Below are 20,424 nucleotides of genomic sequence, written 5' to 3'. Positions count from 1 at the left end.
GTCAGGCCCCGTAGACGGTGCGGGAGCCGTCGGTGTCCTTGGCGAGCCGGCGGGTGAGGTACAGCCCCTCGAGGGCGAACTCCACCGCGGCGGCGGCCTGCTCGGCGGACTGCTCGCCCTCCGGGACGCCGACCCGGCCCAGCAGCTCGGCCAGTCGCGGGATGGTCCCGAGCTGGCCCAGCAGCGCCGCGGCGGGCACCAGGTCCCCGGACTCCACGGTCTCGCCCCCGGTGAAGTGCTCCTGCAGCCCGGTCAGGTCCAGGCCGCCGCAGCGGGCGCGGAACGTCTGTGCCGTCGCCTGCCGCAGCAGGTGCTCCAGCACCTCCAGCTCGCGCTCGTCGTCGGGGTCGGAGCCGGCGTCGGCGAACTCCACCTTGCCGCGGCTGGCCGGCACGATCGCCGGCAGGTCGACCACCCGGGCCACCGGCCGGGTCTCCCCGGAGACGGCCGCCCGCCGGACGGCGGAGGCGGCGATCGTCTCCAGTCCGGCGATGGCGAACCGGGCGCTGACGCCCGAGCGCTGGTCCACGTGGCTGGACTCGCGCACCAGGCGGGTGAACCGGGCGACGATCTCGACCAGGTGCTCGGGGACGACGGGGGAGTCGAGCCCGCCGGCGTCCCGCCCGCCCGCCGACCCCGGCCAGGTCGTCTGCGCCTCCTGGTGCAGCAGCCGCAGCTCGTCGGCCAGCTCGATCGGGTAGTGGGTGCGGACCTCGGCGCCGAACCGGTCCTTGAGCGGGGTGATGATCCGCCCGCGGTTGGTGTAGTCCTCCGGGTTGGCGCTGGCCACCAGCAGCAGGTCCAGCGGCAGCCGGACCCGGTAGCCGCGGATCTGGATGTCCCGCTCCTCCAGCACGTTGAGCAGCGAGACCTGGATCCGCTCGGCCAGGTCGGGCAGCTCGTTGATGCTGAACACGCCCCGGTTGGTGCGCGGGACCAGGCCGTAGTGCACCGTCTCCGGGTCACCGAGCGTGCGCCCCTCGGCGACCTTGATCGGGTCGACGTCGCCGATGAGGTCGCCCACCGAGGTGTCCGGGGTGGCCAGCTTCTCGCCGAAGCGGTCGCTGCGGTGCAGCCACCCCACCGGGGTCGCGTCGCCGTGGGCGGCGATCTGCCGCTGGGCCCAGACGCTGATCGGGGCCAGCGGGTGCTCGTTGAGCTCACTGCCGACCAGCACCGGCGTCCACTCGTCGAGCAGGCCGACCAGCGTGCGGATCAGCCGGGTCTTCCCCTGGCCCCGCTCGCCCAGCAGGACCAGGTCGTGCCCGGCGATCAGGGCCCGCTCGACCTCGGGCAGCACGGTGTCCTCGAACCCGACGATGCCGGGCAGCGTGGGCTCACCCGCGGCGAGGCGGGCGAGCAGGTTGGCGCGGATCTCGGCCTTGACCGGCCGGAAGGTGGCCCCGCTGTCGCGGAGCTCGCCCAGCGTGGTGGGAGCGGGGGCGGGAGGTGCGGCGTCCGTCACCTCGACCACGGTACGACGCACCAGGGACGGTCCGGTGACCTCGGTGCGTCCGCCCGGTGACGGCTCCCGGCGGCGCCGGCGACCTGCCAGGATCGGCGCGTGTCCGGTCCCGCAGCGGTGTCCCTCCCCGAGCCGGTCCCCGGCGGCGCCGAGGTGCCCGGCGCCCGCCGGTCCGAGGTGCCGCTGGTCGGCGGAGCCGAGGTCGAGGCGGCCGCGGAGCTGCTGGCCGGCGTCGTCCGGCGGACGCCGCTGGAGCACTCCCGCGCGCTGGCCGACCGGGTTGGCGGGCCGGTGTGGCTCAAGTGCGAGAACCTGCAGCGGGCCGGGTCGTTCAAGATCCGTGGCGCCTACACCCGGATCGCCCGGCTGACCGACGCCGAGCGGGCACGCGGCGTCGTCGCCGCCAGCGCCGGCAACCACGCCCAGGGGGTGGCGCTGGCCGCGCGCCAGCTGGGTGCGGAGGCCACGGTGTTCATGCCCGAGTCCGCGCCGCTGCCCAAGGTGGCCGCCACCCGCGGCTACGGGGCCGTGGTCCGGCTGGGCGGTCCGACGCTGACCGAGGCGATGGTCTCGGCGACCGAATTCGCCGCGGAGACCGGTTCGGTGTTCATCCACCCCTTCGACCACCCCGACGTGATCGCCGGCCAGGGCACGGTGGGCCTGGAGCTGCTCGAGCAGTGCCCGGACGTGGCCACCGTCGTCGTCTGCACCGGTGGGGGCGGGCTGGTGTCCGGGATCGCCGCCGCGGTGCGGTCCCGTCGTCCCGACGTCCGGGTGGTCGCAGTGCAGGCCGCGACCGCCGCGGCCTTCCCCGCCTCGCTGGCCGCCGGGCACCCGGTGCGGCTGACCTCGATGGCGACGATGGCCGACGGCATCGCCGTCGCCGCCCCCGGCGACCTGACGCTGGCGCACGTGGCCGGGCTCGTCGACGAGGTCCGCACGGTCAGCGAGGGCGACCTCTCCCGGGCGCTGCTGTTCTGCCTGGAGCGCGCCAAGCTGGTCGTCGAGCCGGCCGGCGTGGCCGCGGTCGCCGCCGTGCTCGCCGACCCGGGTGCCTTCGCGCCGCCGGTGGTCGCGGTGGTCTCCGGCGGCAACATCGACCCGGTGCTCATGCTCAAGGTGGTGCAGCACGGCATGGCGGCCGCGGGCCGGTACCTGTCGCTGCGGGTCCGCGTCCCCGACCGGCCCGGCTCGCTGGCCGCCCTGCTCGCCGAGCTGGCCCGGCTGGCGGCCAACGTGCTGTCCGTCGAGCACGAGCGGACGACGGCGCGGCTGGACCTCGGCGAGGTCGAGGTGGGCGTGCACCTGGAGACCCGCGGCCCCGACCACGCCGCCGACGTGCTCGCCGCCCTGGCCGCCGCGGGGTACGCCGTCCAGGCCGAGTGACCCAGCGGCGGGACCCCGTGCGGCGGGTGCTGCGCCGGCGGGGTGAGTATGGGCAGCGATGAGCACCGCCGACCCGGCTGCCGCGCCGGTCCCCGCGTCCCTGTCCCCGTCCAACCCGCTGGCCACCCGCTCGGAGCTGCCCTACGAGCTGCCGCCGTTCGCCGACATCACGCTCGAGCACTGCCGGGAGGCGCTGCTGGTCGGCATGGCCGAGGAGCGGGCCGAGGTCGCCGCCCTGGTCGCCGACCCCGCCGAGCCGACCTTCGAGAACACCGTCGTCGTCCTGGAGCGCTCCGGTGAGCTGCTGGGCCGGGCGGGGCGGGTCTTCTACAACCTGGCGTCGTCGAACTCCTCGGACCGGCTGCGCGAGATCGAGCGGGAGATCGCCCCGCTCGCTGCCGCCCACTCCGACGCCCTCCGGCTGGACCCGGCGCTGTTCGCGCGGATCGACGCGGTGCACGCCGCCCGGCACGACGCCGGCCTGGACGCCGAGTCCGTCCGGCTGGTCGAGCGCTACCACCTGGACTTCGTGCTCGCCGGCGCCGGACTGGACGAGGCCGGGCGCGAGCAGCTCCGGCAGCTGAACCAGCGGCTGTCGGAGCTGTCCACCACCTTCGGGCAGAACCTGCACCTGGCCACCGAGGCGGCCGCCGTGCTGGTCACCGACCCCGCCGAGCTCGACGGCCTCAGCGACGCGGAGGTGCAGGCCGCGGCCGGCGCCGCCACGGAGCGGGGCTCGGCCGGGGGGTACCTGCTGCCGCTGGTGCTGCCCAGCGGGCAGCCGGTGCTCGCGAAGCTGACGAACCGTGCGCTGCGGAGCCGGGTGCACGAGGCATCGGTCACCCGGGCGTCGTCCGGGGAGCACGACAACGGCCCGGTGGCCGCCGAGATCGCGCACCTGCGGGCGGTGCGGGCCCGGTTGCTGGGGCACGCCACGCACGCCGACCTGATCGCCGCCGACCAGACCGCGAGGACGTCGGCCGCGGTCGACGAGCTGCTCGCCACGCTGGTGCCCCCGGCGGTCGCCAACGCCCGCAAGGAGGCCGAGGTGCTCACCGAGCTGGCCGCCGCCGACGGGGTGGAGCTGGCCGCGGAGGACTGGGCGTTCTACTCCGAGCGGGTGCGCGCGGAGCGCTACGCCGTCGACCGGGCCGCGCTGCGGCCGTGGTTCGAGCTGGACCGGGTGCTCGTGGACGGCGTCTTCCGGGCCGCCGAGCTGCTCTACGGCTTCACCTTCAGCCCGCGGCCGGACCTGACCGGCTACCACCCCGACGTCCGGGTGTGGGAGGTCTTCGGGGCCGACGGGCAGCCGGTCGGGCTCTACCTCGGTGACTACGTCGCCCGCGAGGGCAAGCGCGGCGGCGCGTGGATGAACTCCTTCGTCACCCAGTCCGGGCTGCTGGGCACCCGGCCGGTCGTGGTGAACAACCTCAACGTCACCCGGGCCGCGCCCGGCCGGCCGACGCTGCTGACCCTCGACGAGGTCACCACGCTGTTCCACGAGTTCGGCCACGCCCTGCACGGGCTGTCGTCCGCGGTCACCTACCCGCGGTTCTCCGGCACCAGCGTGCCCCGGGACTTCGTCGAGTTCCCCAGCCAGGTCAACGAGATGTGGGCGCTGTGGCCCGAGGTGCTCTCCGGCTACGCGCGGCACGTGGAGACGGGGGAGCCCCTGCCCGAGGACGTCGTCGCCGCCATCGAGGCCGCCTCGCTGTGGGGCGAGGGCTTCGCCACCCTGGAGTACCTGGCCGCCACCCTGCTGGACCAGGCCTGGCACCGGATCGACCCGGACACCGTCGTCCCGGACGCGCAGGCCTTCGAGGCCCAGGCGCTGGCCGGGGCCGGGGTCGCCTCCGACCTCGTGCCGCCGCGCTACCGGACGACGTACTTCCAGCACGTCTTCTCCGGCGGCTACTCGGCCGGCTACTACTCCTACATCTGGTCGGAGGTGCTCGACGCCGACACGGTGGAGTGGTTCCGCGAGAACGGCGGGCTCACCCGCGCGAACGGCGACGTCTTCCGCGAGCGGCTGCTGTCCCGGGGCGGCGCGGTCGACCCGCTGGGCGCCTTCCGGGCGGTCCGCGGCCGGGACGCCGACACCGGACCGTTGTTGCGGAGGCGCGGTCTGATCAGGGCTTGAGGCGGGCGCGGAAGCGCCCTGGGCGATGACGGGTGGGGGCCGGAGGCCTCCGACCGGGATCGCTCGCAGCGGCTCGGCGTCGGCCGGGCACGGCTCCTGGCCGCGGTGCGATCCGCGGGGATCGCAGTGTCAGAGCCAGGGGAGGGAGAGCACGAGGTCCAGGTCGTCGGGGGCCGCGCCCTCGCGCACCAGCCGGTTGGGCTGGCGGTGGCCGCACGCCGTGCAGCGGTGCACCACCTGCCAGCCCTTGCCGGACTTCTCCACCAGGCCGATCGGCTCCATCTGCCCGCGGCAGTCGCTGGCCCGGTCACCGGGCAGGTCGTCGACGTGCAGCGACCAGAGGCACCACGGGCAGTGGTTGCGGTAGTGCCCGTCGGTGTTGGCCGGCACCGGGGCGGCGCAGTGGGCGCACGCGAACGAGGTGTTCTCCGCCTGCCGGGACCGCGCGCCCACCTGCCGCACCCCGCCGGTCAGGGGACGAACGGCTCGACGGCCAGCACCTTCACCGAGATGTCCCGGCCGTTGGGTGCCTGGTACGTCACCGTCTCGCCCGGTGCCGCACCGACGATCGCCGCGCCCAGCGCCGACTCCGGCGAGTAGACGGTCAGGTCGGTGGTGCCGGCGATCTCCCGCGAGCCGAGCAGGAACTTCTCCGTGTCGTCCTCGTCGCCGTCGAAGGCGATGGTGATCACGGTGCCCAGCGCGGCGTTGGTCGCCGTCGTCGGCGGCTCGCCGACCCGGGCCTTGCGCAGCAGGTCGGTGAGCTGCCGGATGCGGCCCTCCTGCTTGCCCTGCTCCTCGCGGGCAGCGTGGTAGCCGCCGTTCTCCTTGAGGTCGCCCTCTTCGCGACGGTCGTTGATCTCCTTGGCCATGGCCGGACGGTTGGCCACCAGCTGGTCGAGCTCGGCCTTCAGCCGGTCGTGGGCCGTCTGCGTCAGCCAGACGCCCGGGTCCTGCTCGTCAGTGGGGGTGGACACGATGTGGGGACTCCAAGACTCGGATCTGTGGCGCTCGGGAAGGAGACCGCCGTTGGCCAATCCGAGCAAAGTAACACCGGAACGGAGCGGTCCGCAGACACCGGAGCGACCGCGGCCACCCGGTCAGGTGGTCTGCGTCACCCTCCGGGGGCACCCGCCGCGGGAGGCGGCGACGGGGGACAATGGGCGGCGTGACAGATCCGGACCAGTTGCGCCTGCTCGCGGTGCACGCCCATCCCGACGACGAGTCGAGCAAGGGCGCCGCGACCATGGCGAAGTACGTCGCCGAGGGCGTCCGGGTGCTGGTGGCCACCTGCACCGGCGGGGAGCGCGGCTCGGTGCTCAACCCCGCGATGGACCGTCCGGAGGTGTGGGAGCGGCTGCCCCAGCTGCGGATCGAGGAGATGGCGAGGGCCCGGGAGATCCTCGGGGTGGAGCAGGAGTGGCTGGGCTTCGTCGACTCCGGCCTGCCCGAGGGCGACCCGTTGCCCCCGCTGCCCGAGGGGTGCTTCGCGCTGGTGCCGGTGGAGGAGGCGGCCGCTCCGCTGGTGGAGCTGATCCGCCGGTTCAAGCCGCAGGTGATCACCACCTACGACGAGCGTGGCGGCTACCCGCACCCCGACCACATCAAGACCCACGAGATCTCGGTGCACGCCTTCGACGCCGCCGGCGACCCGGAGCGCTACCCGGAGCTCGGTGAGCCCTGGCAGCCGAGCAAGCTCTACTACCAGATGGGCTTCACGCTGCCGCGCACCAAGGCGCTGCACGAGGCGGTGCTCGCCACCGGCGCGGAGTCCCCGTACACCGAGTGGCTGGCCAACTGGGACCCGGCCCACGACATCTCCCACCGGGTCACCACCAAGGTCCCCTGCTCCGAGTACTTCCCGGTCCGCGACGCGGCGCTGGTCGCGCACGCGACGCAGATCGACCCGACCGGCCGCTGGTTCTCCGTGCCGCTGGACGTGCAGTCGCACGCCTGGCCGACCGAGGACTACGAACTGGCCCGCTCGCTGGTCGACTCGCCGGTGCCCGAGGACGACCTGTTCGCCGGCATCCGCAGTTCGGTGCAGGTCCCGTGACCGGGGCGCTGGTGACCGGTCTCGCCGTCCTCGCGGTCGAGGAGCAGCAGCTCCCCGAGGACGTCGGCAAGGCCGGCCCCATCGGGCTCGCGCTGATCGTCGCGCTGCTGATCGCCACCCTGCTGCTGGTCCGGTCGATGGGGCGGCACCTGAAGCGGGTCCCGCGCAGCTTCGACCCGGACGACGAGCCGATCGACGTGCCCGACACCCCGGCGGAGCTGCTGGACCCCCCGCCACCGCCCGGCCAGCAGCTGCTGGACTCGCTCCGCCAGGCCCCGCTGGCCATCGAGCCGCCCCGCGAGCCGCGGGACCGGGACGGCGGCGACGGCCGCACCGGCAGGGCCTGACCGGCGGACGGCGAGGCTCCCGGCCCGCCGTCCCCGGACGGCCTGAGACGCCGGGTGGGGTCTCCCGCCCGGCGTCTGCAGGGTGGTGCGGCGTGGCACGGACTACCAGCGGTGCGCCACGTCGATCACCAGCCGGGGGCCCTGGTCGGACCAGGGGGCACCGGGCAGGAAGAACACCCGGTGGGGCAGCTTCGCCCGGACGCCCAGCCCGAAGGTGGTCTGGCCCTCGAAGCTCCCGGCCAGGGCGACCTGGCGGAAGGTGGTGAAGTTGCGCACGTCCACCACCTCGGCGGGGTCGGACGGCCAGTAGGTCACGTCCCCGGACTCGTCGTAGGTGGGCGCCTTCACGACCACCTGCAGGACGGCGCCACCCCGGACCGGGACGACGTCCCCGGACCCGTCGGCGACGATGCGCGGGACGTAGCGGACGTCGTACGAGCCGAAGGACTGGTCCTCGCCGTTGAGGTCGATGACCAGGCGGTCGTAGCAGGCGTGCCGGCCGGCGCGGACGTCGGTGATGAACTCGCGGTCGCCGGCGTCCTGTGACTTGGGCAGCGAGCCCCAGGTGATGCCGCAGTACGGCGCGGCGGACGCGGGGCTGACCAGGCCGAACACCGCTGCGGCGACGGCAGCGAGCACGACCATCAGGTGGGTGAGCGGGCGGGTGTGGGAGCGGTTCACGGGGACCTCCTGGTGTGGTGTGAGCCACCGTGAGAGTGCCGCGACACGCCGAGCCATTACCAGATGTCCGCTTCCACCACAACACATGAGCCGGAGGAACTCGGCTGTCAATTCTCGTCGAGACCTCGGTGTGTCGCGCCGATGCCGATCCGGGAGGTCGCGCTGCGCAGTCGCCCGGTAAGGGCTCCGCGGCATGGGTAGGCCCGACGGCATGCCCAACCGCCTTGCCGGAGCCACCTCGCCGTACCTGCTGCAGCACGCGGGGAACCCGGTCGACTGGTGGGAGTGGGGCGCCGACGCGTTCGCCGAGGCGAGGGAACGCGACGTGCCGGTGCTCGTGTCGGTCGGGTACGCGGCCTGCCACTGGTGCCACGTCATGGCCCACGAGTCCTTCGAGGACGAGGCGACCGCCGCGCAGATGAACGCCGGCTTCGTCTGCGTGAAGGTCGACCGGGAGGAGCGCCCCGACGTCGACAGCGTCTACATGACCGCCACCCAGGCGCTGACCGGGCACGGCGGCTGGCCGATGACGGTCTTCACCACCCCGGACGGACGGCCCTTCCACTGCGGCACGTACTACCCGCCGCGGCCGGCACACGGGCTGCCCTCCTTCCGGCAGCTGCTGACCGCGGTCGGCGAGGCGTGGTCCACCCGCCGGGACGAGCTGGAGCACGCCGGCAGCCGGGTCGCCGAGGGCATCTCCGGCCGGCTGGACCTCGGTGCGCCGGCCCCGCTGTCGGCCGACGTCCTGGACGGCGCGGTCGCCGCCCTGGCCGACGGCTTCGACCCGCGGTCGGGCGGCTTCGGCGGAGCACCGAAGTTCCCGCCGTCGATGGTGCTGGAGTTCCTGCTGCGGGCGCACGCCCGGCGCGGGGACCAGAACACCCTGCGGATGGCCGTGGGCACCGCGGAGGCGATGGCCCGCGGCGGCGTCTACGACCAGCTGGCCGGCGGCTTCGCCCGGTACTCCGTGGACGCCGACTGGGTGGTCCCGCACTTCGAGAAGATGCTCTACGACAACGCGCTGCTGCTGCGGGTCTACTCGCACCTGTGGCGGGCCACCGGTGCGGACTGGGCGCGCCGGGTCGCCGACGAGACCGCCGGCTTCCTCGTCCGTGACCTCGGCACCGCCGAGGGGGGCTTCGCCTCGGCCCTGGACGCCGACACGGAGGGCGTCGAGGGCCTGACCTACGTCTGGACGCCGGACCAGCTGGCCGAGGTGCTCGGGCCGGACGACGGCGCCTGGGCCGCCGAGGTCTTCGCGGTCACCCCGTCGGGCACCTTCGAACACGGCAGCTCCACGCTGCAGCTGCGCGCCGACGTCGCCGACCCCGACCGTCTCGCCGACGTCCGCCGGCGGCTGTCCGCGGCCCGGGCCCGACGGCCGCAGCCGGCCCGGGACGACAAGGTCGTCACCGCCTGGAACGGCCTGGCCGTCGCCGCGCTCGCCGACCACGGCGCCCTCACCGGGGACACGGAGCTGGTCCGGGCCGCCCGCGCCGCGGCCGAGCTGCTGCACCGCACCCACTGGGTCGACGGCCGGCTGAGGCGCGCCTCCCGGGACGGGGTGGCGGGCGCCCACGCCGGGGTCCTGGAGGACCACGGCGACCTGGCCGAGGGCCTGCTGGCGCTGCACGCGGCCACCGGCGAGGGGCGCTGGCTGTCCTGGGCGGGCGAGCTGCTCGACGTCGTCGCCGACCAGTTCGTCGACGACGACGGGCGGTGGCACGACACCGCGGCGGACGCCGAGGCGCTGGTGCACCGCCCGTTCGACCCGACGGACGGCCCGACCCCGGCCGGCATCGCGGCGGCCGTCGGCGCGCTGGTCGGGTACTCCGCGCTGGCCGGGTCCCCGGAGCACCGGGCGCGGGCGGAGCAGGCTCTCGGGTCGCTGGCCGGGCTGGTGACGCGCGCGCCGCAGGCGGCCGGCTGGGCCGCGGCGGTGGGGGAGGCGCTGCTGGCCGGGCCGCTCGAGGTGGCGGTGAGCGGTCCGGCGGGCCCGGAGCGGGACGCGCTCGCCGCCGCGGCGCGGGCCTCGACGAGCCCGGGCGCGGTCGTGGTGGCGGGGGAGCCGGACGCCCCCGGCGTGCCGCTGCTGGCCGGCCGCCCGGCCAGGGACGGCCGTCCCGCCGCCTACGTCTGCCGCGGGTTCGTCTGTGCCGCCCCGGTGTCGGACGTGTCCACTCTCAGCGCAGCGATGACCGGCTCCACGAGCTGATTACACGATTACAGTGTGCTTCTCGACGTCCTGAGGAGGACACCATGCACGCACACCACCGCTTCCCGCCCGAGGGGTTCCTCGGCCGCGGCCGGGCGCGCGGCCGCGCCGCCGACGCGCCGCCGCCGCTGGACCGGTCCGAGGTGGCCGGGTGGTTCGCCGGCCGGCTGCCCGACGACTGGTTCACCGGACCGGTCGAGCTGTCCCTGGACCGGGACGAGATCACCGTGGTCGGCACCGTCGCCGAGCCGGAGGCGGGCGAGGGGGACGCGACGGCCGCCCGCGCCGGGCGTATCGCCCGGTTCCGCGAGCAGACCCGGGAGCAGCGGATGGCCATCGCCGACGCGGCGCAGGCCCGCTACGGCCGCTCCGTCGCCTGGGGCGCCCGCTGCGGGGACACCCGGGAGCTGTTCACCACCCTGTCGGTCCCGGTGATGACCCGGCTGCGGCAGCCCGAGCGGCAGGTGCTGGACACCCTGGTCGACGCGGGCGTGGCCAGGTCCCGGTCGGACGCGCTGGCCTGGGCGGTCCGGCTGGTCGGCCAGCACGCCGACGACTGGCTCACCGAGCTGCGCGACGCGATGGCGTCGGTCGAGGAGGTCCGCGCCCGCGGCCCGCAGCTCTGACAGGGCGTCCGGGGCGGCACGGACGCCCCGGCCGCCTGCCAGGCTGGACCGATGACCGGCCCGACGGCCCTGCTGCTGACCGCGTACGACGACCTGTCAGCGCTGCTGGGCTCGCTGACCGAGGAGGAGGGCTGGCAGCCCACGGGCTGTGCCGGCTGGACGCCGGTCGACCTGGGCTTCCACCTCCTCGGGGACGCCCGGCGCGCCCTGGTCACGCTGGCCACCCCGGCGGCCGGGCCGGCCGACACGGACGCGGTCAGCTACTGGACGGCGTGGCAGCCACCGGAGCCCGGTGACCAGGAGGAGCTCTGGAGCACCCGGATCGCGGCCAGCACCCAGGGCGGGCTGGCCGCCGTCGCACAGCGGTACGCCGAGACGGCGGCCGCGGTCGGCGTGGCCGCCGGGCGGGTGCAGGCCGGCGAGCGGGTGCGCACGCAGGGGCGGGTGCTGACCGTCGCCGACCTGCTGTCGACGCTGGTCGTGGAGGCCGCCGTCCACCACCTCGACCTGGTGGCGCACCTGGACCGGGCCGGTCCGGACGCGGGGCCGCTGGCCGAGGTGCGCCGGGTCCTGGAGCAACTGGCCGGGGGACCGCTGCCCGCCCGGTGGGACGACGCCACCGCCGCCCGCCGGGGCACCGGCCGGGAGCGGCTGACCGCGGCGGACCGCCTGGAGCTGGGCCCCGCCGCGGCGCTCTTCCCGCTCTTCGGTTGAAGAGGGACCCCGTCCTCCCCACCCTTCGCAGGCTCAGGGCGGGACCCGGGACGGGGCCGCCTCCGGCCTGCAAGGGGGCCGCCCTCCGGGGCCGGAACGGCCACCTGGGCCGAACGGGGACACTGGAGGCGTGCCGATCCCCGACGAGCCCGCCAGCACCGACGTCCTCGTGGTGGGAGCGGGGCCGGCCGGAGCGGCGGCCGCCGCCTGGGCCGCGCGGGGCGGCGCCGACGTGGTGCTGGCCGATGCCGCGGTCTTCCCCCGGGACAAGACCTGCGGGGACGGGCTGACGCCGCGGGCCATCGCCGAGCTGGACCTGCTGGGCCTGGGCGACTGGGTGCGCAGCCACGGCCGCAACCGCGGGCTGCGCGCGGCCGGCTTCGGACAGGAGCTGCTGCTGCCCTGGCCGGGCGGCTCGCTACCCGACCACGGGGGCGCGGTGCCGCGGACCGAGCTGGACGCCCGGATCCGGCAGGTCGCGCTGGACGACGGGGCGCAGCCATTGGAGGGCGCCAAGGCCGTCGACGTGCAGCGGGACGGCGAGCGGGTGACCGGCGTGGTGTTCGCCCGCCCGGACGGCGCGACCACGACGGTGGGCTGCCGCCGGCTGGTCGTCGCCGACGGCGCCCGCTCGCCGCTGGGCCGGGTGCTGGGCCGGCAGTGGCACCGCGACACCGCCTACGGTGTCGCCGCCCGCGGCTACGTGGCCTCGGGTCGCAGCGACGACGAGTGGATCTCCTCCCACCTCGAGCTGCGCGGGAGTGCCGGAGAGCTCTTGTCCGGCTACGGCTGGGTGTTCCCGCTGGGCGGCGGCGAGGTGAACATCGGCGTCGGGACACTGGCGACCGGCCGCCGTCCGGCCGGCGTGCAGCTCAAGGGCCTGCTCGAGCTGTACACCGACCAGCGCCGGGACGACTGGCGGATCGAGGGACCGGTGCGGGCCCCGGCCAGCGCGCTGCTGCCGATGGGCGGAGCCGTCTCCGGCGTCGCCGGGCTCAACTGGGCGCTGATCGGTGACGCCGCCGGCTGCGTGAACCCGCTCAACGGCGAGGGGATCGACTACGGGCTGGAGACCGGCCGGGACCTCGCCGGGCTGCTCGACGAGCCGGACTGGTCGGCTGCCTGGCCGGCCACCCTCCGCCGGCACTACGGCGAGGCGTTCTCCATAGCCCGCCGGCTGGCCGGGTTGCTGACCGTGCCCCGGTTCCTCCCGGCCGCCGGGCCGGTGGGGATGCGCTCCCGGCTGCTGATGACCGTGGCGCTGCGGGTGATGGGCAACCTGGTGACCGACGCCGACCGGGACCTCACCGCCCGGGCCTGGCGCGCCGCCGGGCGCCTGTCGTCGAAGCTGGACCACCGGCCGCCCTTCAGCTGAGCGCCGCGTCCTCCGCCCGGACACACCCGGCGTCCCATGCGCGTCCGCTAGTGCGTTCTGCGTAGTACTGTGCGCTCCACTGACCAGCCGGAGGGCGCAGATGGACACCACGCAACTGCTCAAGGGGGTCCTGGACCTCGCCGTCCTGGCCGTCCTGGACGACGGGGACGGGTACGGCTACGACGTCGTCCGCCGGCTGCGCGCCGCCGGTCTCGAGGACGTCGGCGACGCCTCCGTCTACGGCACCCTGCGGCGGCTCTACGGGGCCGGGCACCTGACCTCCTACGTCGTCCCCTCCGTCGAGGGACCGCACCGCAAGTACTACGGCCTCAACGCGTCGGGCCGCGCACAGCTGGAGGGCTCGACCAAGACCTGGTCGAGCTTCGCGGAGACGATGGCGGCCCTGCTCGCCGGACAGAGGGGAGCGGCGGCATGACCGCCACCGGAGGGGCGGACTTCGGTCCCGAGGTGCTCGACTACGCCCGGGACGTGCGCGCGGCGCTCGCCGACGTGCCGGCCGAGCGGAAGGCCGAACTGCTGGAGGACCTCGAGGAACACCTGGCCGAGGTCGCCGCCGACGGCGGGGCGCCGCTGTTCGTCCGGCTGGGGCCGGCCGCCGAGTACGCCGCCGAGCTCCGCCGGGCGGCCGGGCTGAGCGCGCCGGCACAGGCGTCGGCGCCGACGGGGAGCCGTTGGCGGAGCGACCTCGCCCGGCAGCTGGCCGAGCAGCGCGCCTCGGCCACGGTGACCGCGGTGCGGGACTTCCTGCCCGAGCTGCGGCCGGCCTGGTGGGTGGTGCGGGCCTGGGGCGCGCTGCTGGCGGTGGACGCCGTGTTCTTCGGCGCCTCGTCCTTCCCGGTCCCGACCCTGGGCCTGGGTCCCCTCATCGGCCTGGTGCTCACCGCGGCCGCGGTCACCTGGTCGGTCCGCCGGGGGCTGCGCGCCCGGCAGCGCCCGGACACCGGCTCCCGCCCGCTGGCGCTGCTGGCCAACGCGGTGCTGGCAGCGCTGACCGTCCTCGCGGTCATCGCCGTCGCACAGCGGACCGACCCGGCCCAGGCCTCGACGGAGTACTACGGGCCGCCCGCGCCGACGACGCTGTCCCACGAGGACGGCGCACCGATCACCAACATCCACCCGTTCTCCTCGACCGGCGAGCCGCTGAGCGGCGTCCTGCTCTACGACCAGGACGGCCGGGCCATCGAGAACCTCGCGGAGTACACCGGGGACGGCGCGGAGATCGTGCCGGTCCCGCAGTCACCGCCGCTCCCGGCCAACTCGTTCCCCCGGGAGCAGCAGGTGCTGGTCTACGACGACTGGGGCCGGCCGGTGCCGGTCCCGTCGACCGGGCCGAGCCCGACCGGACCCAGCCCGACCGACGCGCCGCCCGCCTCCACCAGCGCTGCCCCCACGACCACGAGCCCGCCGCCCGAGCCCACCTCCCCCCTGGGGCCGGTGCCCACTCCCGAACCCACGCCGACGCCCTGACGGCCCTCCTGCTGGGGGGCAGGAGGGTCCTTCTTCACACGAAGGGCGAGTTGTAGAGCGCGAAGTAGACGGCGATGTAGTGGCAGGTCGCGGCCACGATGGTCATGGCGTGGAAGACCTCGTGGTAGCCGAAGGTGCCCGGCCAGGGGTTGGGCCGCTTGAGGCCGTAGGCCACGCCGCCGGCGGTGTACAGCACGCCGCCGACCGCCAGCAGCACCATGGCGGTGACCCCGGCGAGCTGCAGGATGTCGGTGAGCACGAAGACGGCGACCCAGCCGAGCGCGAGGTAGATCGGCACCCCGACCCAGCGCGGCGCCGTCGGCCACACGAGCTTGAGCGACATCCCGGCCAGCGCGCCGATCCACACCACCGCGAGGATCCACACGTTGGTCGGTGCGGACACGGCCAGCATGGCGAACGGGGTGTACGTGCCGGCGATGAACAGGAAGATCATCGAGTGGTCGAGCCGCTTCATCAGCCGCCAGCCGCGCGGTGACCACCGGCGGCGGTGGTAGGCGGCGCTGATCCCGAACAGCCCGAGGATCGTCAGGCAGTACAGCGACACGGGGATGCCCGCGCGGGGGCCGTGCGTCCAGGCCAGCGGGACGAGCACCGCGCCGGCCACGACCGCCCCGAAGGCGGCGAACAGGTGCAGCCAGCCGCGCATCCGGGGCCGGGTGTCGGGGTGGGCGTAGTCGCGGTCGCCGTAGTCGGCGACGGTCCAGCTGCCGTCGGCCCCCTCGACGGCCTGGACCTGCTCGCCCTCGGCGAGGACGGTGTCCACGGCGTCACCGAGCTCTGCCTCGAGCTGGGCGCCGTCGGCGGTGACCCGGGCGCGTCCTCCGCGGTCGGGGGAGAGGGTCATGCCCCGAGGTTACGGAGCCGTAGGGAACCCGTCATCCCGGGCGACTGTGATCCCGCCGGGAGTCCGACCGAGCGCGTCGGGAGGCGCGGGACGGCGGGGGTCCTAGGCTGCTGTCCGTGGGGATGCGCGCGCGGGTCCGCGAAGCGCTCACCACCGTGTACGAACGGCGGCTGGCGCGAGGCTTGCTGAGCGGGGAGACCCCACGGCACGTCGGCGTCATCATCGACGGGAACCGCCGGTGGGCCCGGGCGATCGGCCTGGAGGACGTCAACGACGGCCACCGCGTGGGCGCGGACAAGATCGTCGACCTGCTGCGCTGGTGCGACGAGGCCCGCGTCGAGGTGGTCACCCTCTTCCTGCTGTCCACCGACAACCTGCAGCGCCCCGAGCCCGAGCTCACCCCGCTGCTGCGGATCATCGAGGGCGTCGCCTGCGACCTCGCGCTGCCCGGTCGGAACTGGCAGCTGCGGGCCGTCGGCGCGCTGGAGCTGCTGCCGGCCGAGACCGTCGCCGTCCTCAAGGAGGCCGAGGAGGACACCCGCGACCGGCCGGGGGCCAGCGTGAACCTCGCCGTCGGCTACGGCGGCCGGCGGGAGATCGCCGACGCCGTCCGCTCGCTGCTGGCCGAGCACGCCGAGCGGGGGACGACGCTGCCCGAGCTGGTCGAGGTGCTGGACGTCGAGCACATCGCCGAGCACCTCTACACCCGCGGCCAGCCCGACCCGGACCTGGTCATCCGCACCAGCGGTGAGCAACGGATGTCGGGCTTCCTGCTGTGGCAGACGGCGCACTCGGAGTTCTACTTCACCGACGTCTACTGGCCGGACTTCCGGCGGGTGGACTTCCTGCGGGCGCTGCGCGACTACGCCGCCCGGAGCCGGCGCTTCGGCAGCTGAGCCGCCCGGAACCGGCGTTCCGGCGGCTGACAGACTCGCGGGCATGGCAGCCGGCGCGGTCGACGTCCCCCTGGAGTACGTGCGCCTGGGGCTGCGCTTCGACCGGTTGGAGCCCGGCTTCGTCGACGCCTACACCGGCGACCCGCGGCTGCGCGCCGAGGTCGCCGACGAGCCGGCGCCCACACCGCAGCGGCTGCGGGACCAGGCCCGGGCCCTGCTGGCCGAGGTCGACGTCGCGGACCTGCCCGCCGACCGGGCGGGGCACCTGCGCGGCCAGCTGGCCGGGCTGGAGTGCACCGCCCGCAGGACCGCCGGTGAGCCGGTCGGCTTCGTCGAGGAGGTGCGCGCCTACTTCCAGGTCGACGTCGCCCTCGGCGATCCCGCGGACTACGCGGCCGCCCACGCCGAGCTGGAGGGGCTGCTGCCCGGCAGCGGCACGCTGGCCGAGCGCTACGCGGTGCACCGACGGCGCGAGGAGTGCCCGCCGGACCGGCTGGAGGTCGCCGTGCACGCGTTGTCCTCGGCGCTGCGCGACCGGGTGCGCGGCCAGTACGGCCTGCCCGAGGTCGAGACGGTGCGGTACGAGGTGGTCACCGACAAGCCCTGGTCGGGCTTCAACTACTACGAGGGCGACTACCGGTCCCGGGTGGCGATCAACGCCGACCTGCCGCACCGGCTGGGCCAGCTGCCGCACCTGGTCGCCCACGAGGCCTACCCCGGCCACCACACCGAGCACTGCCGCAAGGAGCGCGGCCTGGTCGAGCGGGACCACCACCTCGAGCACACCGTCTTCCTGGTCAACACCCCCGAGTGCCTGATGGCCGAGGGGCTGGCCGACCTCGGTCTGGAGGCCGCGGTCGGCCCGGGATGGGGGCCGTGGGCGGCGGAGGTCCTCGGCGACCTGGGCCTGCGGTTCGACGGTGAGCTGGCCGAGCGGGTCGCCGCCGCCGCGGCACCGCTCAACCGGGTCCGCCAGGACGCCGCGATCCTGCTGCACGACCGGCACGCCGACCCCGACGAGGTGATCGCCCACCTGCAGCGCTGGGGGCTGGTCAACCACGACCGCGCCGTCCAGCAGCTCCGCTTCCTCACCGACCCGCTGTGGCGGGCCTACATCTCCACCTACGTCGAGGGCTACGACCTGCTCAGCCGCTGGCTGGCCGCCCGACCCGACGGCCAGCCGGTCGCCGACCGGTTCGTGCGGCTGCTCGACGAGCCGCTGACGCCGGCCGCCGTGACCGCCGAACTGGCGGCGGCCTGAGCGCGGTGGTGCGTCCGACCGCGCGGGAACGGCGGGTGCTCGGCCTGTGGACGGCGGGCTGGCTGGCGGTGCTGCTGGTCGCCGGGCTGCTGTGGGTGGGCGACCTGTCGGTGCAGTGGCCGGTTCTGCTGGTCCCGGTGGTGTGGGCGCTGGCCGCGCTGCGCCACCGCGGGAGCTCCCGGGAGGGATGAGGGCGCAACCCTGACGGTGGCCGTCCCACCTGTCACTCGAAAGCGTGTCGCACCGGTGCTTTCGTCGGCGTCTGCGCCTAGCGTCCGGAGTGGAGGACGGGTGCCACCCCGTCGTCCACGGGAGGCCCGGTTGGTGCGACTGAGCACGTCGACCAGAGGGGCCGCGTCCCGGCCCCTGCGCCGGGACCCGGCCACCTTCGAGCCGGGGCGCGCCGCGCGCCCCACGGGAGCCGACTCGTGACCTCACGCCGCACGTTCGTCCTCGACACCTCCGTCCTGCTGTCCGACCCGGGCGCCCTGCTGCGCTTCGACGGGCACGACGTGGTGCTGCCGCTGGTGGTCATCAGCGAGCTGGAGGCCAAGCGGGACCACCCCGAGCTCGGCTGGTTCGCCCGGCAGACGCTGCGGATGCTCGACGACCTGCGGGTGCAGCACGGCCGGCTCGACTGCCCGGTCCCGGTGGGTGACGCGGGCAGCACCCTGCACGTGGAGCTCAACCACAGCGACCCGGCGATGCTGCCGGCCGGCTTCCGCAACGACAGCAACGACAGCCGGATCATGGTGGTGGCGCTCAACCTGCGCCACGACGGCCGGGACGTCTGCCTGGTCACCAAGGACGTGCCGCTGCGGGTCAAGGCCGCGGCCGTCGGCCTGGAGACCGACGACTACCGGGCGCTGGGCGCCGTCGACGCCGGCTGGACCGGGATGCGCGAGGTCTCCCTGGACGAGGCCGAGATCAGCAGCCTGTACGAGGCCGGGTCGCTGTACCTGGAGGCCGCCGCCGAGCTGCCCACGCACACCGGGCTGGTGCTGCTGTCCCCGCGCGGGTCGGCGCTGGGGCGGGTCACCCCTGACAAGCACGTCCGGCTGGTGCGCGGCGACCGGGAGGCCTTCGGCCTGCACGGGCGCTCGGCCGAGCAGCGCATCGCCCTGGACCTGCTGCTGGACCCCGAGATCGGCATCGTCTCGATGGGCGGCCGGGCCGGCACGGGCAAGTCGGCGCTGGCCCTGTGCGCCGGGCTGGAGTCGGTGATGGAGCGGCGGGCGCACAAGAAGGTGGTCATCTTCCGGCCGCTGTACGCCGTCGGCGGCCAGGATCTGGGGTACCTGCCCGGCAGCGAGGGCGAGAAGATGGCGCCCTGGGCCCAGGCGGTCTTCGACACCCTCGGCGCGCTGGTGTCGGCCGCCGTCCTGGACGAGGTCATCGCCCGCGGGCTGATCGAGGTGCTGCCGCTGACCCACATCCGCGGGCGCTCGCTGCACGACTCGTTCGTGATCGTCGACGAGGCGCAGTCCCTGGAGCGGGGCGTGCTGCTGACCGTGCTGTCCCGGCTGGGGACCAACTCGCGCGTCGTGCTCACCCACGACGTCGCGCAGCGGGACAACCTGCGGGTCGGCCGGCACGACGGCGTGACCGCGGTCATCGAGGCGCTCAAGGGACACCCGCTGTTCGCGCACGTGACCCTGACCCGCTCGGAGCGCTCACCGATCGCGGCGCTGGTCACCGAGATGCTGGAGGACCTCCCGCTCTGACCCCGCCGGCCCGCCCGTGGCGCCGCGGCCGTCCGACTCTTGCGCTGTTCATCCTGCTCCTGCGGTCGTGCAAGACCGCAGGAGCGGGAGGAACACCGTAAGAGTGGGGTCAGCGCTGCCTGGTCCCTCGAGCGAAGGCCCGCAGGAGCCGGTCGGCGACCACCTCAGGGGTCCCAAGTTCCGCCCAGGTCCACCGCGCCACCTGACGGCCGGTGTCGCGCAGCTCGTCCTCGCGGAGCTTCTCCTCGTACACCGCGTCCCCGGCGGACTGGCCTGGTCGGAGGAGACGTCCGTACTTGATCCGGCCGTCGAACTCCCCGAGCGTGCCGTGCTCCTCCCAGCCGAAGTCGCAGCGTCCGATCACGCTGCCGTTCCGTCGGCCGACCGTGACCTGCAGCTGCGGAGCCGGGATGCCGATCCGCTGGAAGAGCACCCGGCTGCGGCTCTCCCCGACGCTCTCACTGCGTCCGTCGGCGAAGGCGAGGACCCGCGCCGCTGCCCGGCTCCCGGGGACAGGGCCCATCCGGGCCAGGCACGACGAGAGCGCTGCAGGCGTCGTGGCCCGGGCGGCCAGTGCGGCGTCGGCGACGACCACGGCCGACTCGAAGGACGCGGACCTGGCCACGTCGACCACCGTGCGCGTGACATCGGTGAGCGTCAGGCCCTGCCAGGTCGTCGTCTCCTCCACCGGCAGCCGGGCGACGTGCAGGTGCACCCGGCTGCTGCCACTACCGGACGCAGGCGGTCGCCGGATGACGTGCACCCTGCGCAGTGGCATCCGGAAGAGCGGCAGCCCGTGCAACAGGGCAGCGGACGCATGGCTCACCACGCCGGGCACCTGCAGCCCCGCCACCGTCGCCAGCACGACGGCCCGGTGCCGGTCCTCCGGTGACCGGGCCTCCTCCTGCAGGTAGGCGCCTCGTTGCAGGGCGATTAACCGTTGCCGTCGGACCAGGCGGGCCAGTTCACCGTCGGACAGGCCCTCGGTCACCGCGACGGACCGGAGCACCACACGGGGGGCAGCGGGAGGACGCATTCGGGAAGCCTGGCCGACTGAGGCTGGAGCCGCGGGCGGGTCGGCCCGTCCTGTGGAGGACGCCCGCTCCTGCGGTGTTCTGTGCGCTCCTGCGGGCGGGCAATGCCGCAGGAGCGTGCGCAGCACCGCAAGAGCGGCAGGTGGCA

Annotated in this window: 20 protein-coding genes; 14 read left to right on the top strand and 6 right to left on the bottom strand. The window is 74.9% G+C overall.

What is annotated here, in order from left to right; all coding sequences use genetic code 11:
• Window position 1: 1 nt before the first annotated feature.
• Window positions 2-1,465, bottom strand: coding sequence for a sigma 54-interacting transcriptional regulator (locus ACWIX6_RS19870; RefSeq protein ID WP_448614164.1), 1,464 nt, complete (start codon window positions 1,463-1,465; stop codon window positions 2-4).
• Between the two features lie 99 nt (window positions 1,466-1,564).
• Between ACWIX6_RS19870 and ilvA the strand changes: the two genes are divergently transcribed.
• A complete protein-coding gene (ilvA, locus tag ACWIX6_RS19865; protein ID WP_448614163.1) occupies window positions 1,565-2,851 on the top strand; it encodes a threonine ammonia-lyase in 1,287 nt (428 codons plus the stop codon).
• A gap of 58 nt (window positions 2,852-2,909) precedes the next feature.
• The gene (locus ACWIX6_RS19860; RefSeq protein ID WP_448614162.1) at window positions 2,910-4,991 is read left to right on the top strand and encodes a M3 family metallopeptidase; all 2,082 of its coding nucleotides are present in this window, start codon (window positions 2,910-2,912) and stop codon (window positions 4,989-4,991) included.
• Window positions 4,992-5,120: 129 nt separating this feature from the next.
• Here ACWIX6_RS19860 and ACWIX6_RS19855 read toward each other — a convergent pair whose 3' ends face one another.
• Both ACWIX6_RS19855 and greA read right to left on the bottom strand, forming a co-directional pair.
• On the bottom strand, window positions 5,121-5,444 hold the full coding sequence (locus tag ACWIX6_RS19855) for an RNHCP domain-containing protein (RefSeq protein ID WP_448614161.1): 324 nt from the start codon (window positions 5,442-5,444) through the stop codon (window positions 5,121-5,123).
• Window positions 5,445-5,461: 17 nt separating this feature from the next.
• A complete protein-coding gene (greA, locus tag ACWIX6_RS19850) occupies window positions 5,462-5,968 on the bottom strand; it encodes a transcription elongation factor GreA (protein ID WP_448614160.1) in 507 nt (168 codons plus the stop codon).
• Between the two features lie 191 nt (window positions 5,969-6,159).
• Between greA and mca the strand changes: the two genes are divergently transcribed.
• Window positions 6,160-7,047, top strand: a complete 888-nt coding sequence (gene mca, locus ACWIX6_RS19845) for a mycothiol conjugate amidase Mca (RefSeq protein ID WP_448614159.1) — start codon at window positions 6,160-6,162, stop codon at window positions 7,045-7,047.
• Window positions 7,044-7,394, top strand: a complete 351-nt coding sequence (locus ACWIX6_RS19840) for a hypothetical protein (RefSeq protein WP_448614158.1) — start codon at window positions 7,044-7,046, stop codon at window positions 7,392-7,394. The genes mca and ACWIX6_RS19840 overlap by 4 nt, the downstream gene beginning before the upstream one ends.
• Before the next feature lie 102 nt (window positions 7,395-7,496).
• Here the strand turns inward: ACWIX6_RS19840 and ACWIX6_RS19835 are convergent, their stop codons facing one another.
• Window positions 7,497-8,075, bottom strand: coding sequence for an AMIN-like domain-containing (lipo)protein (locus ACWIX6_RS19835; protein WP_448614157.1), 579 nt, complete (start codon window positions 8,073-8,075; stop codon window positions 7,497-7,499).
• Window positions 8,076-8,286: 211 nt separating this feature from the next.
• Between ACWIX6_RS19835 and ACWIX6_RS19830 the strand changes: the two genes are divergently transcribed.
• From ACWIX6_RS19830 to ACWIX6_RS19805, 6 genes are all read left to right on the top strand, one after another.
• Window positions 8,287-10,293: a thioredoxin domain-containing protein gene (locus tag ACWIX6_RS19830; RefSeq protein ID WP_448614156.1), complete on the top strand. Its 2,007-nt coding sequence runs from the start codon at window positions 8,287-8,289 to the stop codon at window positions 10,291-10,293.
• Between the two features lie 44 nt (window positions 10,294-10,337).
• Window positions 10,338-10,919: a hypothetical protein gene (locus ACWIX6_RS19825; protein ID WP_448614155.1), complete on the top strand. Its 582-nt coding sequence runs from the start codon at window positions 10,338-10,340 to the stop codon at window positions 10,917-10,919.
• A gap of 51 nt (window positions 10,920-10,970) precedes the next feature.
• Entirely contained in the window at window positions 10,971-11,633 is a 663-nt protein-coding gene (locus ACWIX6_RS19820) for a maleylpyruvate isomerase N-terminal domain-containing protein (RefSeq protein ID WP_448614154.1), read from the top strand.
• 130 nt (window positions 11,634-11,763) lie between these two features.
• Window positions 11,764-13,008 (top strand): geranylgeranyl reductase family protein, encoded by a 1,245-nt coding sequence (locus ACWIX6_RS19815; RefSeq protein ID WP_448614153.1) that lies wholly within the window; start codon window positions 11,764-11,766, stop codon window positions 13,006-13,008.
• A gap of 100 nt (window positions 13,009-13,108) precedes the next feature.
• Window positions 13,109-13,444, top strand: coding sequence for a PadR family transcriptional regulator (locus ACWIX6_RS19810; protein ID WP_448614152.1), 336 nt, complete (start codon window positions 13,109-13,111; stop codon window positions 13,442-13,444).
• Window positions 13,441-14,496: an HAAS signaling domain-containing protein gene (locus tag ACWIX6_RS19805; protein ID WP_448614151.1), complete on the top strand. Its 1,056-nt coding sequence runs from the start codon at window positions 13,441-13,443 to the stop codon at window positions 14,494-14,496. The genes ACWIX6_RS19810 and ACWIX6_RS19805 overlap by 4 nt, the downstream gene beginning before the upstream one ends.
• Before the next feature lie 34 nt (window positions 14,497-14,530).
• On the opposite strand, the gene trhA is transcribed toward ACWIX6_RS19805, so the two are convergent.
• A complete protein-coding gene (trhA, locus tag ACWIX6_RS19800; RefSeq protein WP_448614150.1) occupies window positions 14,531-15,361 on the bottom strand; it encodes a PAQR family membrane homeostasis protein TrhA in 831 nt (276 codons plus the stop codon).
• Between the two features lie 122 nt (window positions 15,362-15,483).
• On the opposite strand from trhA, the gene ACWIX6_RS19795 reads away from it, so the two are divergent.
• The 4 genes from ACWIX6_RS19795 (at window position 15,484) to ACWIX6_RS19780 (ending at window position 19,242) form a co-directional block, all read left to right on the top strand.
• Entirely contained in the window at window positions 15,484-16,257 is a 774-nt protein-coding gene (locus ACWIX6_RS19795) for an isoprenyl transferase (RefSeq protein WP_448617013.1), read from the top strand.
• A gap of 43 nt (window positions 16,258-16,300) precedes the next feature.
• Entirely contained in the window at window positions 16,301-17,518 is a 1,218-nt protein-coding gene (locus ACWIX6_RS19790; RefSeq protein WP_448614149.1) for a DUF885 domain-containing protein, read from the top strand.
• Between the two features lie 5 nt (window positions 17,519-17,523).
• A complete protein-coding gene (locus ACWIX6_RS19785) occupies window positions 17,524-17,709 on the top strand; it encodes a hypothetical protein (RefSeq protein WP_448614148.1) in 186 nt (61 codons plus the stop codon).
• A 237-nt stretch (window positions 17,710-17,946) separates the two neighbouring features.
• Complete coding sequence (locus ACWIX6_RS19780; protein ID WP_448614147.1) at window positions 17,947-19,242, top strand: PhoH family protein; 1,296 nt, start codon at window positions 17,947-17,949, stop codon at window positions 19,240-19,242.
• 109 nt (window positions 19,243-19,351) lie between these two features.
• Here the strand turns inward: ACWIX6_RS19780 and ACWIX6_RS19775 are convergent, their stop codons facing one another.
• Complete coding sequence (locus ACWIX6_RS19775) at window positions 19,352-20,278, bottom strand: hypothetical protein (RefSeq protein WP_448614146.1); 927 nt, start codon at window positions 20,276-20,278, stop codon at window positions 19,352-19,354.
• Window positions 20,279-20,424: the final 146 nt, after the last annotated feature.

This window comes from Modestobacter sp. URMC 112 (assembly GCF_053502575.1).
Note: the sequence above shows the minus strand (reverse complement) of the source record. Positions and strands in the feature narration are given on the sequence as shown.

Coding starts and splice junctions, on each gene's coding strand:
- ACWIX6_RS19775 (WP_448614146.1), bottom strand. CDS start 20,278: ATGCGTCCTCCCGCTGCCCCCCGTGTGGTGCTCCGGTCCGTCGCGGTG.
- ACWIX6_RS19830 (WP_448614156.1), top strand. CDS start 8,287: ATGCCCAACCGCCTTGCCGGAGCCACCTCGCCGTACCTGCTGCAGCAC.
- ACWIX6_RS19805 (WP_448614151.1), top strand. CDS start 13,441: ATGACCGCCACCGGAGGGGCGGACTTCGGTCCCGAGGTGCTCGACTAC.
- ACWIX6_RS19860 (WP_448614162.1), top strand. CDS start 2,910: ATGAGCACCGCCGACCCGGCTGCCGCGCCGGTCCCCGCGTCCCTGTCC.
- ACWIX6_RS19810 (WP_448614152.1), top strand. CDS start 13,109: ATGGACACCACGCAACTGCTCAAGGGGGTCCTGGACCTCGCCGTCCTG.
- ACWIX6_RS19795 (WP_448617013.1), top strand. CDS start 15,484: ATGCGCGCGCGGGTCCGCGAAGCGCTCACCACCGTGTACGAACGGCGG.
- ACWIX6_RS19820 (WP_448614154.1), top strand. CDS start 10,971: ATGACCGGCCCGACGGCCCTGCTGCTGACCGCGTACGACGACCTGTCA.
- ACWIX6_RS19790 (WP_448614149.1), top strand. CDS start 16,301: ATGGCAGCCGGCGCGGTCGACGTCCCCCTGGAGTACGTGCGCCTGGGG.
- trhA (WP_448614150.1), bottom strand. CDS start 15,361: ATGACCCTCTCCCCCGACCGCGGAGGACGCGCCCGGGTCACCGCCGAC.
- ACWIX6_RS19825 (WP_448614155.1), top strand. CDS start 10,338: ATGCACGCACACCACCGCTTCCCGCCCGAGGGGTTCCTCGGCCGCGGC.